At 40.0% G+C, this 15,659-nt stretch carries 13 protein-coding genes; 11 read left to right on the top strand and 2 right to left on the bottom strand.

Translation table 11 applies throughout. The features are described from left to right. Positions 1 to 205: 205 nt before the first annotated feature. The 7 genes from ACJ9PY_RS11355 to ACJ9PY_RS11385 all read left to right on the top strand — a co-directional run bounded on the left by ACJ9PY_RS11355 (position 206) and on the right by ACJ9PY_RS11385 (position 8,994). Positions 206 to 1,795, top strand: a complete 1,590-nt coding sequence (locus tag ACJ9PY_RS11355; protein ID WP_411740034.1) for a long-chain-fatty-acid--CoA ligase — start codon at positions 206 to 208, stop codon at positions 1,793 to 1,795. Positions 1,796 to 2,925: 1,130 nt separating this feature from the next. Continuing rightward, a complete protein-coding gene (locus tag ACJ9PY_RS11360; protein ID WP_328129889.1) occupies positions 2,926 to 4,029 on the top strand; it encodes an amidohydrolase/deacetylase family metallohydrolase in 1,104 nt (367 codons plus the stop codon). Further along, on the top strand, positions 4,007 to 5,116 hold the full coding sequence (locus ACJ9PY_RS11365) for a DgaE family pyridoxal phosphate-dependent ammonia lyase (protein ID WP_057277778.1): 1,110 nt from the start codon (positions 4,007 to 4,009) through the stop codon (positions 5,114 to 5,116). Before ACJ9PY_RS11360 ends, ACJ9PY_RS11365 begins: the two co-directional genes overlap by 23 nt. Further along, a complete protein-coding gene (dagF, locus tag ACJ9PY_RS11370) occupies positions 5,113 to 5,868 on the top strand; it encodes a 2-dehydro-3-deoxy-phosphogluconate aldolase (RefSeq protein ID WP_034312316.1) in 756 nt (251 codons plus the stop codon). The genes ACJ9PY_RS11365 and dagF overlap by 4 nt, the downstream gene beginning before the upstream one ends. Further along, positions 5,861 to 6,874 carry a sugar kinase gene (locus tag ACJ9PY_RS11375; RefSeq protein ID WP_098865618.1) on the top strand — a complete coding sequence of 338 codons (1,014 nt, stop codon included), beginning with the start codon at positions 5,861 to 5,863 and terminating at the stop codon, positions 6,872 to 6,874. Before dagF ends, ACJ9PY_RS11375 begins: the two co-directional genes overlap by 8 nt. Before the next feature lie 15 nt (positions 6,875 to 6,889). Beyond that, positions 6,890 to 7,612 (top strand): GntR family transcriptional regulator, encoded by a 723-nt coding sequence (locus ACJ9PY_RS11380; protein WP_098865549.1) that lies wholly within the window; start codon positions 6,890 to 6,892, stop codon positions 7,610 to 7,612. A 56-nt stretch (positions 7,613 to 7,668) separates the two neighbouring features. Then, a complete protein-coding gene (locus ACJ9PY_RS11385; RefSeq protein WP_057277775.1) occupies positions 7,669 to 8,994 on the top strand; it encodes a gluconate:H+ symporter in 1,326 nt (441 codons plus the stop codon). Between the two features lie 216 nt (positions 8,995 to 9,210). Here ACJ9PY_RS11385 and yppF read toward each other — a convergent pair whose 3' ends face one another. Beyond that, a complete protein-coding gene (yppF, locus tag ACJ9PY_RS11390) occupies positions 9,211 to 9,393 on the bottom strand; it encodes a YppF family protein (RefSeq protein ID WP_055348417.1) in 183 nt (60 codons plus the stop codon). Between the two features lie 253 nt (positions 9,394 to 9,646). Beyond that, the gene (locus ACJ9PY_RS11395; RefSeq protein ID WP_411740035.1) at positions 9,647 to 10,939 is read right to left on the bottom strand and encodes an MFS transporter; all 1,293 of its coding nucleotides are present in this window, start codon (positions 10,937 to 10,939) and stop codon (positions 9,647 to 9,649) included. A gap of 1,145 nt (positions 10,940 to 12,084) precedes the next feature. Here ACJ9PY_RS11395 and ACJ9PY_RS11400 point away from each other — a divergent pair. The 4 genes from ACJ9PY_RS11400 (at position 12,085) to ACJ9PY_RS11415 (ending at position 15,659) form a co-directional block, all read left to right on the top strand. Continuing rightward, complete coding sequence (locus ACJ9PY_RS11400) at positions 12,085 to 12,900, top strand: IclR family transcriptional regulator (RefSeq protein WP_048678846.1); 816 nt, start codon at positions 12,085 to 12,087, stop codon at positions 12,898 to 12,900. A gap of 272 nt (positions 12,901 to 13,172) precedes the next feature. Beyond that, positions 13,173 to 13,706 carry a cupin domain-containing protein gene (locus ACJ9PY_RS11405; RefSeq protein ID WP_034312308.1) on the top strand — a complete coding sequence of 178 codons (534 nt, stop codon included), beginning with the start codon at positions 13,173 to 13,175 and terminating at the stop codon, positions 13,704 to 13,706. A gap of 122 nt (positions 13,707 to 13,828) precedes the next feature. Further along, a complete protein-coding gene (locus ACJ9PY_RS11410; protein ID WP_191930203.1) occupies positions 13,829 to 14,767 on the top strand; it encodes a VOC family protein in 939 nt (312 codons plus the stop codon). A gap of 100 nt (positions 14,768 to 14,867) precedes the next feature. Continuing rightward, the gene (locus tag ACJ9PY_RS11415) at positions 14,868 to 15,659 is read left to right on the top strand and encodes an SDR family oxidoreductase (protein WP_034312305.1); all 792 of its coding nucleotides are present in this window, start codon (positions 14,868 to 14,870) and stop codon (positions 15,657 to 15,659) included.

A 15,659-nucleotide genomic window follows, 5' to 3' on the forward strand; every position in this document is an offset into this window, starting at 1 on the left:
ATTAAAAAATATTCGGATGTTTCATTTCCTTGAGTAAAGCGGATAGGTCATTCAAAAATCTTTAAATGGAAATCCATTAAAGAAGATATGACGGCTGGAAAATGAATATGTATTAAAAGGATACGAAGTTTTTTCTCAGGATCCATCATGACGAACCAAGCAGGGTGCTGTATATAGTGAATCTGGAAAGAAGGAGATGGTAAAAATGTTTTTCCCTTTAACCCCAATTGATTGGAAGCGCAGGGCCGTAAAATATTATCCTCATAAAGTGGCAGTCATCGATGAAGAGAAAAAGTTTACATATAAGGAATTCGGGCAGCGAACAGATCAACTTTCCAAAGCTTTGTATTCTTCGGGAATTGAAAAAGGTGACCATATTGCAGTTATGTTGCCAAATACGCATTATATGTTGGAATGTTTTTATGGCATTTGTCAAATGGGAGCGGTAATGGTCCCTTTGAATTACAGGCTTGCTGCAGAGGATTTGGAATATATCATCAAGCATAGCGATTCAAAAATGTTGATAGTCGATGAAGAATTCACCGCTCCAGTCGAAAAGATCATTACTAAACTTTCCTTGGAAAAGATCATCATCGTGCCTTTTGAAGGATATGAAACAACTTTACCTGGAATAGATTATGAGAATTTCATTTTGCATGCAAATGATGATGGACTGCCAGAGGTTAAAATCGAAGAAAATCAACTTTTGACTATAAATTACACGAGTGGAACGACTTCAAAACCAAAAGGGGTCATGTTAACTCATCGCGGGAATTACATGAACGCCGCTAATTTCATTTATCACCTAGGGGTGAAGCATGACGATGTATACTTACATACATTGCCAATGTTTCACGCTAATGGCTGGGGAGGGGTATGGTCGGTAACGGCTACTGGCGGGACTCATGTTTGTTTAAGGAAAGTCGATCCCCCTCTTATCCTCAAATTATTCGCCCGTCATAATATTACATTGTTATGTGGAGCGCCTACTGTCGTCAATATGCTGGTAAATGACCCCAAAGCAAAAGAAACAAATATCAACGTGCATCCAAGGATGGCAACGGCAGGTGCTCCTCCAGCAGCAGCGCTTATACAAAAGGCACAAGATATCCTTGGTTTGAACATGATCCACGTATATGGATTAACAGAAACTTCCCCATTTATCCTATATAACGAGTGGAAGGATGAGTTTGAAGCTAAATCGGCGGACGAACAAGCAATAATAAAGGCAAGACAAGGGATTGAATTGGTTTTCAATGGGGAAACGATGGTAGTCAATAAAGAAGGGAAAGAAGTCGCTTGGGACGGAAAGGAACTGGGGGAAATCATTACTCGCGGCAATGTTGTAATGGAAGGATATTATAAGGATCCGGAAAAGACGGCCGAAGCAATTAGGGATGGCTGGTTTCATACCGGGGATCTGGCAGTTACCTATCCTGATGGGTATATTGAGATACAAGACAGGGCTAAGGATTTAATCATTTCCGGCGGGGAAAATATTTCTTCAACAGAGGTAGAAGGGGTATTGTATAAACATCCAGATGTTTTGGAGGCTGCGGTCATTGCCATTCCAGACGATAAATGGGGAGAAACGCCTAAGGCAATCATTGTGCTGCAGCCAAATGCAAAAGTGACGGAAAATGAGATCATTACCTTTTGCCGCTCAAAAATGGCTCACTTTAAAGCACCGACAAAAGTTGAATTCGTAGAGTCTTTACCGAAAACGGCAACAGGTAAGCTACAAAAATACCGATTGAGGGAAATCCATTGGAAAGGATCGAAAAAGGTAAATTAACGGCTTTCATAGGAACGGGATATATATTAAGTGAATGTCGTAAAAAGGAAAATCAAATGAAGTATGGCAATTAACAAGACCAAGAATGCTTTTAAATAAGCATTCTTGGTTTTTATATTATGGAAAGCAACATTTCCACTGTAATATTAGGAGCAGGAAGGATTAATTAACGAGGGCTTCTAAATGAAAGATTTGACTTAGTGTAATATATGTACAGTACTTACGATGCTTAACCATGTTGTTCCCTTTTGATGAGCCTTTACCATCTTTCCTAATTGGGTATTTGTTAGTTTAGCCTGATGAGCAATAGGTTTGCTCATTTCAATGATGCTTGCTGTTGGTTGTATTTGTATAACATCATCACTAATTAATTTGACTTAAACAATGGGGTTGACTGTTGATGAAGGTATTGTTTCATTTTTCTCTTCGGCCAATGTATTGGGGACATGTGAGAATACTAATAAACTGATTATTAGTATTGAAAATAAGGATTTTTTCTTCATTTTCATAACAATATCTAATAGTTTTTTGGAAAATTGGTATAATAGCTGATCGAAGTTTATTTTCTATGTACAATATAGACCTACTCATTTTATTTATAGCGATAATTGGATTAATGATATGGTTGAATAAAAAGAAAAAAAGGATCTAATTATTCAGTTTGGAGACAAAAGGGGTTCTATAGCGAGTGTCTTGGAGGAACCGTTCAAACCCTTTAAACCCTTTAGTCTTTATTCTGACTTAGAGTAAGTTTTTTAATAAAAGCATTATTTCCGGGATAATTAGAGTAGAATCTTTCATCAATGGATTTTGTGAATGCGTAATAAAAAGGCGGAAAGAAAAACAGATTGTTTTTCTTCCCGCCTTTTTTTCATGGGTAGCATGAAAATTTTAAAAAAACTAATGAGATTATATTATATGAAGAAACTAAGAAGCACAAAGAAAAAATAGCCTTGATCTTATAAAAATTCTGTAAATTTAAATCAAACATTATAACGTTATATTGATTAGTTCGACAAAATATGATAATCTATTTTTGTAAAGAGAAATTAATGAATTCTTATACAATTCAGTGTAACCGTATACAAAGTACTTTCAATCGATAGGATGTACCGAAAAGGATGAGGGAAATGACAGATACGTTAGTTCTGAAGAATGTAAAAATGGTAGAGGGAAAAGCAGCGGATATCATCCTGGAAAATGGGATGATTAAGGAAATTGCACGACCCGGAACTGCAACAGGAGATAAGATAATAGATTATGATCAAAAGGTTTTTGTTTCGAGCGGTTGGATTGATATGCATGTACATGCTTTCCCGGAATTCGATCCTTATGGTGATGAGGTTGATGAGATTGGATATAAAACTGGTGTAACAACGGTCATAGATGCGGGAAGCACGGGGGCAGATAGGATAACCGATCTGGTTAGAAGTTGTGAAAATTCCAAAACGAATGTTTTCGCCTTTCTGAATATTTCGCGGATTGGATTGAAAAGGGTTGATGAGTTATCGGATATTTCATGGCTGGACGAAGGGGAATTAATGAAGGCAATTTCCAAGTACGGGGATTTTGTTGTTGGACTTAAAGCGAGAATAAGTAAAAGTGTAGTTGGTCCAAATGGTGTCGAGCCATTAAAAATCGCTAGGAAGTTCTCGGCTGAAACGGGTTTACCATTAATGGTTCATATCGGTTCAGGGCCGCCTGATATTAAGGAAGTCCTTCAATTACTTGAGGAAAAGGACATTATTACTCATTTTCTAAATGGTAAAGCGAATAATTTATTTGATGAAAGAGAAGAGCCGCTGCCTGAGTTGATTAAGGCGATTGAACGTGGTGTACATTTGGATGTAGGTCATGGAACGGCAAGCTTTTCTTTTAAAACTGCAGAAATGGCTAAAAAGCGGGGAATAGGCTTCAATACGATCAGTACGGATATATATCGAAAAAATAGAGAGAATGGGCCAGTTTTTAATATGGCAAATGTCCTTACAAAATTTTTGTACCTCGGTTATCCATTAAAAGAAGTAATAGATGCGGTTACGGTCAATGCAGCAGCCTGGTTGAATAAACCAGAGCTTGGAAGGGTTTCAGCTGGGGATATTGCGAACCTGACTTTATTCTCGATCGAGAATGAGCCGACCCTTTTATTGGATTCCGAAGGCGAAAAAAGGATGGCAGAAAAAAGAGTTGTTGTAAAAGGAGTGGTTATAAATGGAGAATTCATTGAATGCTAAATACGGTTTGAAAAGAGTCATCAATGCAAGCGGAAGAATGAGCATATTGGGAGTCTCTGCCCCAACTGACACAGTGATGGACGCGATGAAAAAAGGTGGGCAAAATTATGTTGAAATTTCTGATTTAGTCGATAAGTCAGGCCAGCATATAGCGAATTTGCTTCATTCTGAAGCAGCGGTGGTCGTAAACTCAGCATCAAGCGGAATTGCGCTTTCAGTAGCGGCAATCGTTACTGAAGGAAACAGAAGGAAAAGCGAAAGGCTTCATCAAGATCGTATTCAAAAGAATGAAATCATCATGCTGAAAGGCCATAACGTTCAGTATGGTGCACCGGTTGAAACCATGATTTATCTTGGCGGAGGAAAATTGGTTGAAGTTGGATATGCAAATGAAGGGAAAGCAGAACATATTGCGGAGGCCATAAATGAAAATACTTCCGCTATTTTATATGTGAAATCGCATCATGCTGTCCAGAAAAATATGATATCGGTCGAAGAGGCATGGGAAGTGGCCAAAACGAATAATATCCCTCTGATTGTCGATGCAGCTGCGGAAGAGGATTTGGAAAAATATGTACAATTCTCCGACCTGGCGATTTATAGTGGTTCAAAAGCCATTGAAGGACCCACATCCGGTATCGTTGCTGGCAGAAAAAAATATATCGAATGGGTAAAGGTTCAATTGCACTGTATAGGAAGGAGCATGAAGGTTGGAAAGGAAACGACCTTTGGTCTGCTTCAGGCATTGGATGAGTATTTTGTCAAGACGGATAATAGCGAAAAAGAAAAAGCTAGTTTACAAGTTCTCACATCACTTGACTCGATTGATGGCGTAAAAGTAACGATAGTTCAGGATGAAGCCGGACGTGCCATATATAGAGCACGTATTTCCATAAATCCTTTGATAACGGAAACGACGGCGAAAGAAGTGAACGAGCAGCTCAAAAATGGGGATATCGCCATTTATACACGGGATTATGGGATACGGCAAGGCTTTTTCGATATAGATCCGCGTCCATTGCAAGGTGATGATATAAATGTTATTGAATCACGATTAAGAACCATATTAGGAGGAAAACAAGGATGACAAACATAAACAAACGGTTATTGAATGATCGTGTAGCCTTAAATGTACTTGCAAATAGTGTAGAAAATGCAGTGGAAGTCTTTGAAGCAGCTGAAGGACATGTATTGGTTGGTGTACTCTCCAAGGATTATCCAACTGTTGAAGCAGGTGTTACAGCAATGAAAGAATACGGGGAAGCCATTGATGAAGCCGTTTCAATTGGATTGGGCGCAGGCGATAATAGACAGGCTGCAGTTGTCGCAGAAATAGCAAAATACTATCCAGGCAGTCATATTAACCAGGTTTTTCCGGCTGTTGGTGCTACGAGGGCCAATTTAGGCGAGAAGGATAGCTGGATAAATTCACTTGTTTCTCCAACTGGGAAAGTCGGTTATGTGAATATCTCCACTGGTCCAGTAAGTGCAGGCGCAAGTGAAACTGCCATTGTGCCAATCAAAGCTGCCATTGCGCTCGTTCGCGATATGGGAGGAAATGCTTTGAAATATTTCCCTATGAAAGGGCTGAAGCATGAAGATGAATATCGTGCTGTAGCAAAAGCTTGTGGTGAAGAGGGATTTGCTTTGGAACCAACAGGTGGAATCGACTTAAATAATTTCGAGACTATATTAGAAATTGCATTAGAAGCAAAAGTGCCTAAAGTCATTCCCCACGTATATTCTTCCATCATTGATGAAGCGACTGGTAAAACGAATGGGGAGGATGTACGGAAATTATTGGCCATGACGAAAAAATTGGTTGAAAAATATGCCTAAAAGGATTGTGGCATTCGGGGAAGTAATGATGCGTTTGCAGGTACCAGGGCATGAATTGCTATCACAGGCTAACACGCTGCAATACTCCTTTTCAGGCACGGGAGTAAATGTAGCTTCTGCGATGACAAAACTTGGACATGATGGGTATCTTGTGACAATGTTACCGGATAACCCCCTTGGTGATTCAGCAATTTCAGCTTTGCAGCGCTTAGGAATCGGCAGGAACTACATCTCTAGAGGCGGCAAATACATGGGGATGTACTTTTTGGAAAATGGATTTGGACAGCGGGCGAGCCGTGTCACATATTCCAATCGACTGGAAAGCAGTTTTAATACTGCCACCTTATCCGATTATGATATGGATATGATTTCGGAAAAGACGGATATCATCCATTTTTGCGGAATCACGCTTGCAATGGCGGAAAATGTACGGGAAAGCATGAAGGTGCTTGCTAGAAAAGTCAAAGAAAAGGGCGGTACAGTCTGTTTCGACTGCAATTACCGACCTTCCTTATGGGAGGGTGGTTACGCTGACGCAAAGCCTCATTATGAGGAAATGCTTTCTATGGCTGATATCGTCATGATGAATGAAAAAGACGCCCTTTATATTTTAGGAATGAAGTCAGAAGGCTCCACAAGGGAAGAACAGCTTGTTGAGTTGATCCCTGAAGTGGCCAAGCGATTCAAAATTCAATCGATAGCGGGGACACACCGTTCGATCAACAGTGATAATAGCCATACGTTGAGGGGGTATATATACAAAGAAGAAACATTTTACTTTTCCGATATCCTATCATTTTCCGTATATGATAGAATAGGTTCAGGCGATGCTTACACCAGCGGAATCTTACATGGCGAATTGCTAGGATATTCCCCTGAAAAGACAGTACGATTTGCTGCTGTATCAGGAATGCTGGCATGTACTGTCGTTGGAGATACTCCTTTGGCAACCGAAAAGGAAATACTCTCGGCAATGGAAGGTAAAATGGAAGATATTAAAAGATAAGGCAGGAGATTAGGAATGAATGTGAACAGGAAAAATGGACCGATGTATTTACAGATAAAAGAAATTTTAAAGGATCGTATTTTACATGGGGTTTATGCCATCGACACAAACATTCCCTCCGAGCCTCTTTTGGAAGAAGAATTTAACGTAAGTAAGGTTACTGTCCGTAATGCAATCAAAGAACTCGTGCAAGAGGGGTATGTTGAAAAGAAAAGCGGCAAAGGCACTAGAGTCATAGCTAATGGTTCGATTGTCAAACTTTCCAAAGGGAAACGTTTCACAGAGCTGTTGGTGGAGGAAGGGCACTCCATTTTAAAAAAGGTGTTAAACATAAGTCAGATTGACCTTTCTTCAGACTCTAAGCTGCATTCTTTATTTGGTGCCCGTTGCATAAGTATCGAACGGATATATTTATTGGACAATGAACCTTATATTTACTTTACACATTATATTTCACTTGATTTAAACCAAGAAGAGATAAAAGAGGTCCAAATCAATTCTTTGTACCGCTTTTTGGAAGAGCAAAACGTCAAACTTGAAACATTCAGAGATGAGTTTGCCGTTGCTATCGCTCCGGATCACATTTGCGAAACACTGAAAATCGAAAACAATAGTCCAGTACTAAAGAGGATTAGGATTTCCAGTGATGGGGACGGAAATGTTACGGAATACAGTGAAGGATATTACAACACGGCTAAACAGAACTACATTGTGACATATAACGAGCCAATACAATAATCCCATTTATTGTATTGGTTTGAATGTAAGCGATTTCTTGGGAATGGGGAGAATATATGGAACTATATTTATTAGGAATCACGCTGATAGCAATCGTAATCGTCATTTTGGGTGTATCATTGTGGAAATGGCATGCGTTCATCAGCCTGACTGTTGCCAGTTTATTTTTAGCGATTTTTTCCGGACTGCCAATGGACAAGATCGTTGGAGCTTATGAAACGGGTGTCGGAGCGGTCCTTGGGCACCTTATTGGAATATTGGCCTTAGGGACCATCCTAGGAAAGATGATGTCCGACTCTGGAGCTGGAATGCAGGTTGCTGACTTTTTCATTAAAAAATTCGGTGTGAAAAACCTGCCATGGGCCATGCTTTTATCTGGTTTCATCATCGGCATTCCGGTATTTTTCGAGGTTGGTTTAGTAATATTGCTTCCTTTGGTCATTTCCATTCGTAAATCAACCAAAGTGAACATCTTGTTAATTGGCATTCCAGTACTTGCTGGTTTATCGATCGTACATGGGCTGGTGCCTCCGCATCCTGGAGCCATGACAGCTATTGGAATTTATAATGCTAACATGGGGCAGGTACTTCTGTACTCCTTGATCATCGCATTCCCGACGGCTGTAATTGCGGGACCGCTATTCGCAAAATGGATCCATAAACGGGTTATTCCTGTTGGAGAACCGGAATTGATCCGTGTCGAAACAAAGTCAAGTGGATTACCCGGCACTGGAGTATCGTTCTTCATCATCCTTTTGCCAGTATTGTTGATGGTTTTAACGGTAGTTGCGCCTTATCTGCCGCTACCGGGTTCGATTGAAAAATTCTTATTGTTTATCGGAAGTCCAGTGATCGCCCTATTAATCTCCTGTTTTGCAGCTTACTATTTCTTGGGCTACAGACAGGGAATGGACAAATCACTAATTAAAAAGTTGACGGAAGAATGCTTATTGCCATTAGCATCCATAATTCTAATTATCGGTGCTGGCGGAGGGTTCAAGCAAATTTTAATTGATAGTGGCGTAGGGACTGCAATCGCTTCCATGTCTGAAGAAATTTCTTTATCACCGATCGTTCTTGCATTCCTTGTGGCCGGATTGATTCGGATTGCCACAGGTTCTGCAACCGTCGCTTTGACCACGGCAGCAGGGATCGTTTCACCGGTCGTTGCCAATATGACGGGTGTAAATCTAGAATTGCTCGTAATTGCCACGGGAGCAGGCTCACTCATGTTCTCCCATGTTAATGACGCCGGTTTCTGGTTAGTAAAAGAATACATGGGACTAACCGTTAAAGAAACTTTCAAAACTTGGACAGTGATGGAAACATTACTTTCCTTCGTTGCATTCGGTTTGGTTTTAATTTTCGATATATTCATTTAATTAAAATGGAATTCTGCAATGTCTGATTAAGTAACATTTACCTCCGTGAACTGTCTTGGGGTGACAGATCACGGAGGCTTTTATTTATTTATGAACATACTGGGGGGGGGGGAGAAATGACCGGCTGTATTTTTATGGATTGGTCGTTGCGGAATAAAACAGAAACAAAATTCATCCACAATTGGAAGTAGTTAATCTAGTGACAATGGTGTAGCTTCATCCAGGAGACGTTTGTTTGGCTCCTCGAAGATATAAGTCCTGACAGAGACTTCTATATTGCAAGATTGACAGCTTCCCGTTTACATATTCATTCTGAATATAGTCCAATAAATCATTGGCATGGTTAGGTTTTTGACGTTTTTCCTGAATATAATGGAGAATTAAAACTTCTATATTCACACACTCACCTTACTTGACAAGTATTTTTTTCCATAAATAATATAACATGGGCATTCAAAAAAATATCATTTTTTGAATATTTTAACTATCGACATATTTATACAAATAAAGGAGTGATTCGGAGTAACCGGTGGGAAATTTATCGGGAAATCCAAAAAATGAGCGATATTATTTCGACTTACTTTTAAGTCGGCACAAGAAAAACCCCTGATAATTCAAGGGTTGGTGGTATAAAACTGATTTTACAAGGACTTCATGCTTGCATCTTTTGTACATGTATAGGTGATAAGCGCAGTTCTGCGGATTCTCTCTTAATGGAGAATAAATAAGCTGCCAAGCCTAAGAGGGCTGTAAAAATCAGCATGGCGATCGATGAACTGAAGTCCCCGCCAGACAAGTCACGAAGCCATCCCATGATATAGCTCGAAAAGCCGCCCATGATATTCGTGAATCCAATTAGACCTGCGGCTCGTCCTGCCGTTTCAGGTGTTGAGTATTTTACCATGAGCATATTGCTTAAGTGGAACACACCGCCTTGACATCCCATTGCCAGTCCCATACATAGTCCGGCCAAAATAGGGTTGGGGATGAAGACTGCTACAGTCAAAAAGACAGCCGTCAATGAAAATAGAATCGTGGCCATTAAACTTGGACGTCTGGTTTTGTCAGCCAGAAAACCGCAGGCCAAGACAAATCCTAAAGCGAATAGCCAGGAAAGTGAAGTAATGCTCGACATTCCTTCCTTTTCAAACCCTTTTGCTTCAATGAGATATGTAGGAAGCCAAATGCTGATTCCGAAAAATAAGAAGGAGCATACGAGCATACCGAACCAAACGATCCAGAAACGATAATCTTGGGCGAAACTTTTCTTATTCTCTGAATGGGCGGTTTCTTTTATTTCATCATCCGTTTGGCGAATGAATGCCAATTCATCCTTACTTATACGGGGGTGTTCTTCTGGTGTATTCCTCGTCATTAAGATGAACATCGGGATATTTATAAATAAGTTGAAAGCTGCAAGCATAAAGAAAGCTGCTTGCCAGTGAAGTAAAGATATCACAAGCACCAAAACAACGGCTCCCATTGCCGGTCCTAAATAGTTTCCGGTAAGCCAAGATGCCTGGGCCCTCCCCAGTTCACGTTTATTAAACCAGTTAGAAATGAGCTTTCCGGAAACCGGAATCATCATCCCTTCACCAAAACCAAGAATGATTCTGCTAATTAAAAATATTTCATATGAATTTGCCAGTCCTGACATAATCATCGTGATTGTCCAAACGAATAAACCGGCGATGGCTGTTTTTCGGGCACCCAATTTATCAATGATGAAGCCCCAAAAAAGATTTGAAACTCCATAAGCAATGGTGAATACAAAAGATAGAAGACCGATCTTTGCATTTTTGTCAGCACCTGTCATACCGAGTGCATGCAAGAATTCTGGATCTGTTTGAATGATGGAAATGCCAACCTTATCAATTTGTCCGAAAAACCAAAAGAAAAAAATTGGTACGGCAATATACAACCATCTTTTTTGCCCATTTAACATAATACCATCTCCCTATCGCTTTTTAACATTCCTTAAAACGCTTACATTTGAGAATAAGTGTTTTAAAGTTATCCCTTTAGAAAGGTACTAGTTTGTTTTGATTTTTCCCGCCTTTCTTTAAAATTTTGATAGAAAAAAGAAACAGATGTGTTTTGTAAGGAAAACAAAGTTTTACTTTCTTAACGATAAATTAAAATAAATTGATTGTCAATTTAATATTTTGACTATTTTATATTTTTAGATTATAAGCGCTTTCGGTTATAAATCGAACTTTGTTTCATCCTATTGAGTAGATGGGAGCTCTAACAACCAGGACTTTAAATGGAAGTAATACTGATTGTTTGTGTCCAAAAAACAAATTATTTACAAATTATTAAAAATTCTGACTTGTTGATATTGAATTTAAAATCAGGAAAATCTATAATTCATTTATATTGTTTTGTATATGAAATGCTTAATACGGAAAATTTCGCGATTTGACAGAGAATATCGATGTATGAAAATTCTTTATTTGTTTTTACTGCTGTAATTGGTTATATTTGGTCATATAACAACGAGCTTTTCTATTGAAACGTCAATTATGCTAGGTCTTCCAAATAGTTTTATATATGTAAATATGCTTTAATTGACACATAAACACTATTCTATTTATACATGAAGAGTTAAGGATTGTGAGGTAGTAATGGTTGCCAATTTGCGGTACTGATTCTTTAACAGGAATAGGGATAATGAATAGCGCTCGAAGACACCAGCTCGGTTAAAAGTTCCCGGCTTTTACTAGCCGTTTTCCGGAAGCGGTGAAAGCATTGAGTATATCTGATATGACTCATAGACCAGCTGTTGTTAGCATGAAAGAAAGTAAACGGAAACTTCTGAATTGATTACAATCCATCGAAATATGATTGGAAGAACTTGCAAAGTAAAGGCCGGGGCGCGCTACTGGCGCCAAAGTACCTTTCTAGTTATGGAAGCAAAAGAAAATAGGCAACCATTGAAGTATGCATCATAAACATTCACCAAAAGTACGATCAGAAAAAAATGTATATATATGTTGCAAGTTCTTCTTTCTAGGTATGAAGAAAGCTTTACTGAACGGGTTATAGTCAGGGAAAATGAGATTTATTCACAACGGGGGGAATACTTGAATGGCAAGCGAAGAAAAAGAGAAAGAGAAATATAGTGCTAATTCATTGGTTAGGGGCTTGGAAATCATTAAGCTCTTTAATGAAGTACAGCCGAGCTTGTCTCTTTCAGAAATAGCGAAACAACTGGGAGTAAGCAGAACAGTACCATATCGTTTATTATTCACATTACAAAATATTGGTTACTTGTCTCAGGATGAACATACCAAACGTTATAGTTTAACTCCTAAAGTTCTTGAATTGGGGTTCAGCTATTTGAATAGCTTGAAATTCCAGGAAATTGTCCAACCTTATATGGAGACCTTGCGTGATGAAATCGGAGCCTCCTGCCATCTGTCCATTTTGGATGGACAGGAAGTTGTTTATGTTGGAAGTGCCCCGATCAGAGGTGTATCCGCTGTCAATGTGAACATAGGTTTGCGGCTGCCGGCACATGCTTTGGCCAATGGAAAATTACTTTTGGCATATCAACCGAAAGAATTGCTCATGCAAATGTTCAAAATATCGAACCTTACTCCTTATACAGACAAAACACTCACCGCGCCTGGTGAATTTCAAAAACAGCTGGATTCGATTCGGCAAAATGGTTATTCGATGACAAGCGGGGAATTCCACCCTGGCATCCGTTCGGTTGCCGCCCCGATCTTTGATAGGACTGGGAAAGTATTGGCTGCCTTGAATGTCGTGGCAACAGAGTCTGCTTATCAGGAGGATTTCATCGATAAAATTGCCTTGCCGAAACTGTTGGAAGTTTCTCGTCAGTTATCCGTTTATATGGGATACAGTGGGGTTAAGCCTTATCAACACGAAGATGTCTGAACGATTTAAAATCGATTAATAAGTGAATAACCTCTTTCGAATGTGTGGATCTCCCATTAGGGAATCCACACTTTTTTGTGTTAAGAAAAGCAAATCGTTACAAGTTTATCCCATAGTGTTGAACGTTCGGATTATAAAAATAGTTTTAAATATTCTAAAAACTAATTGACAATGAAGCGTTTTCATTTTAGACTTAATTCATAGACAAAACAATGTTTTGCTTATGAAACATAATTTGGTTTAGAAACAACAAATAAGGGAGGAATTTTAAAATGACAAAAGAAACTTTTTCAGTGAAGGATTTTGAAAAAAAATATGTTGCCCGATTGAAAGACCGTACTCTTGATTGGAATGTCTTGAAGTTTCAAGAAGAAATTGATCCCGCTTATAGACGCGCACAGATGAGATATATCGGACGTGGTGCCACTGCCAATAACGATACGAATGTAATTGCAGGTGAACATTTCACTTTAAGTACGATGGTGCTTCCTCCGGGATGTATCGGTCCTTTGCATCTTCATGACGATGTTGAAGAAGTGTTTTTCATTCTTGAGGGTGAAGTCACGGCATTAATTCAAGAGGACAGCTACAGTGAAGTGCATGAAATCAAATTAAGTGCGAGAGACTGCATAAGCAGCCCACCGGGGGTTTATCGGGGAATTAGGAATGACGGGGATGTAGAGGCGCGCATGCTAGTGATGCTTGGTGCAGTGAAGCCTAACTTACCGACATATCCTGAAGGCAGTGAACTGGAAGAACTGCGTAAACAACGCTCTAAAGAAAGAGAAGCCATCATTAAAGATTGATCATTTAGCCGAAAGGGCACCTGCATTATGAAAATTAATGAGGCGCCCTTTTCGATTAGATTGTTAAATATGGCCAATGCGAATGATCAAAAGGGCAATCTAAATTATGGGAGGTATAAAAAATGCTTGGGATTACTCATTTACGACATATAAGCATGATTACTCCGAATTTCGACGATCAAGCAGAGTTTTATGAAAAGGTTTGGGGTCTGGATAGGGTGGATGTTCCGGAAGAGGAGAATACGGTTTATTTCCGGGGGGCTGGACCGGAACATCATATTCTTAGCCTCCACAAGGGAGAAAAACGAGGATTGCACCATATAGCTTTTGGCATGGTCGATAAAAATGCGGTGGACCGTGCAGCAGGGATATTACAATCGAAGGGCGTTCGAATTATTGAACCGCCTGGATATTTGGATGAAGCAGGTGCCGGTTATGGCCTGCGGTTTATTGATCCGGAAAACCGCGTGATCGAGCTTTCGGCTTGGGTGGAAGTGCAAACGTCTATTTGGAGCAAGAAAAATGTTGATCCAGTGAAATTGAATCATGTTGTAATGAACACGAAGAACTTAGATATGATCGTTGAGTTTTATACGGATGTTCTTGGTTTTAAAGTCACTGATTGGAGTGAGCATCAAATGTCATTCCTCCGGTGCAACAGAAAGCATCACTCCATCGCCTTCAATCAAGATGAGCATGCGTCAGTCAATCATATCGCATACGAAGTCGATTCCGTGGATGAATTGATGCGAGGAATAAGCAATGTCCGAAAAGCGGGCTTGTCAGAACTTTGGGGACCTGGACGTCATGGGCCTGGAGACAATATTTTCTGTTATTTTCAAGACCCAGGCGGTTTTGTAATGGAGTATACATGTTATCTGGAAACGATCGAAGATGAATCTGAGTGGAGAGCACGTGTATGGAAACGGGTACCTCATTTAATGGATCAGTGGGGGATTGCAGGGCCGCCGAAACCTGAAGCGCGCAAAGCAATGGGAGGAGATCCCGATCCAGGCTGGGTTGATTCTCATATAGAAGGTTCTGTAATGGCGAAAAAATGAGGAGGAGTTTGATTTCCTCCCATGATTCTTTCGCGTAGTTAGCTTCTTGTTGATTAAAGAACAGTTTTTAGGAAAATGGCTTTGAAAAGGAGTGAAGAGAGTGGATTTAGGATTGCAAGGAAAAGTGGCTGTCATCATGGGCGGCACGTCGGGAGTGGGATTAAAAACAGCAGAAATGTTTTTAGCTGAGGGAGCGAAAGTGGCTATTTGCGGCAGAAGTGCTGAGCGTATGGAAAGTGCACAAAGTCAATTGCTCTCATTTGGTGAAAAGGAAGATATTTTTGCATCAACATGTGATGTCACCTCAAAATCGGATGTGGATTCTTTCATTAATGGTACCGCTGAGAGGTTTGGCGGAATCGATATTTTGGTGAATGCAGCCGGTCAAAGCGTGATGGGTCACTTTTTTGACATAACGGATGAGCAGTGGGAGGAACAGATTCAGTTAAAGTTCTTTGCCATCATATATGCCGTTCGCGCTTCGCATCCTCATTTAGTGAAAAGGGGAGGAGGGCGAATCATTAATATTAATGCAACGCTTGCCAAAGAACCTGAACGTCATATGGTAGCGACTGCAGCAGCAAGGGCTGGCCTCCTTAATTTAAGCAAAACCTTGTCCCAGGAATTGGCCTTTGACAATATATTGGTGAATTCAGTGAGTCTTGGATTGATCCGGACCGATCAATGGGAGCGAAGAAGGTTGAAAAATGCGCCTGATATGGACCCTGAAGAGTATTACGGGGACCTAGCGAAAAAACGGAATATCCCTCTCGGCCGCGTAGGGGAAGCGGAAGAAGTGGCCAGTGTCATTGTTTTCCTTGCTTCAGACAAAGCAAGTTATGTAGCGGGTTCGACGATTGAGACGGCAGGAGCGATCGGAAAGGCACTATAA

It is taken from the genome of Peribacillus sp. S4, from assembly GCF_046715815.1.
In the GTDB taxonomy this organism is placed as follows: Bacteria; Bacillota; Bacilli; order Bacillales; family DSM-1321; genus Peribacillus; species Peribacillus frigoritolerans.

Bases quoted from the DNA above. Each gene is read 5' to 3' on its own strand.
- ACJ9PY_RS11355 (WP_411740034.1), top strand. From the start codon at position 206: ATGTTTTTCCCTTTAACCCCAATTGATTGGAAGCGCAGGGCCGTAAAA.
- ACJ9PY_RS11360 (WP_328129889.1), top strand. From the start codon at position 2,926: ATGACAGATACGTTAGTTCTGAAGAATGTAAAAATGGTAGAGGGAAAA.
- ACJ9PY_RS11365 (WP_057277778.1), top strand. From the start codon at position 4,007: ATGGAGAATTCATTGAATGCTAAATACGGTTTGAAAAGAGTCATCAAT.
- dagF (WP_034312316.1), top strand. From the start codon at position 5,113: ATGACAAACATAAACAAACGGTTATTGAATGATCGTGTAGCCTTAAAT.
- ACJ9PY_RS11375 (WP_098865618.1), top strand. From the start codon at position 5,861: ATGCCTAAAAGGATTGTGGCATTCGGGGAAGTAATGATGCGTTTGCAG.
- ACJ9PY_RS11380 (WP_098865549.1), top strand. From the start codon at position 6,890: ATGAATGTGAACAGGAAAAATGGACCGATGTATTTACAGATAAAAGAA.
- ACJ9PY_RS11385 (WP_057277775.1), top strand. From the start codon at position 7,669: ATGGAACTATATTTATTAGGAATCACGCTGATAGCAATCGTAATCGTC.
- ACJ9PY_RS11395 (WP_411740035.1), bottom strand. From the start codon at position 10,939: ATGTTAAATGGGCAAAAAAGATGGTTGTATATTGCCGTACCAATTTTT.
- ACJ9PY_RS11400 (WP_048678846.1), top strand. From the start codon at position 12,085: ATGGCAAGCGAAGAAAAAGAGAAAGAGAAATATAGTGCTAATTCATTG.
- ACJ9PY_RS11405 (WP_034312308.1), top strand. From the start codon at position 13,173: ATGACAAAAGAAACTTTTTCAGTGAAGGATTTTGAAAAAAAATATGTT.
- ACJ9PY_RS11410 (WP_191930203.1), top strand. From the start codon at position 13,829: ATGCTTGGGATTACTCATTTACGACATATAAGCATGATTACTCCGAAT.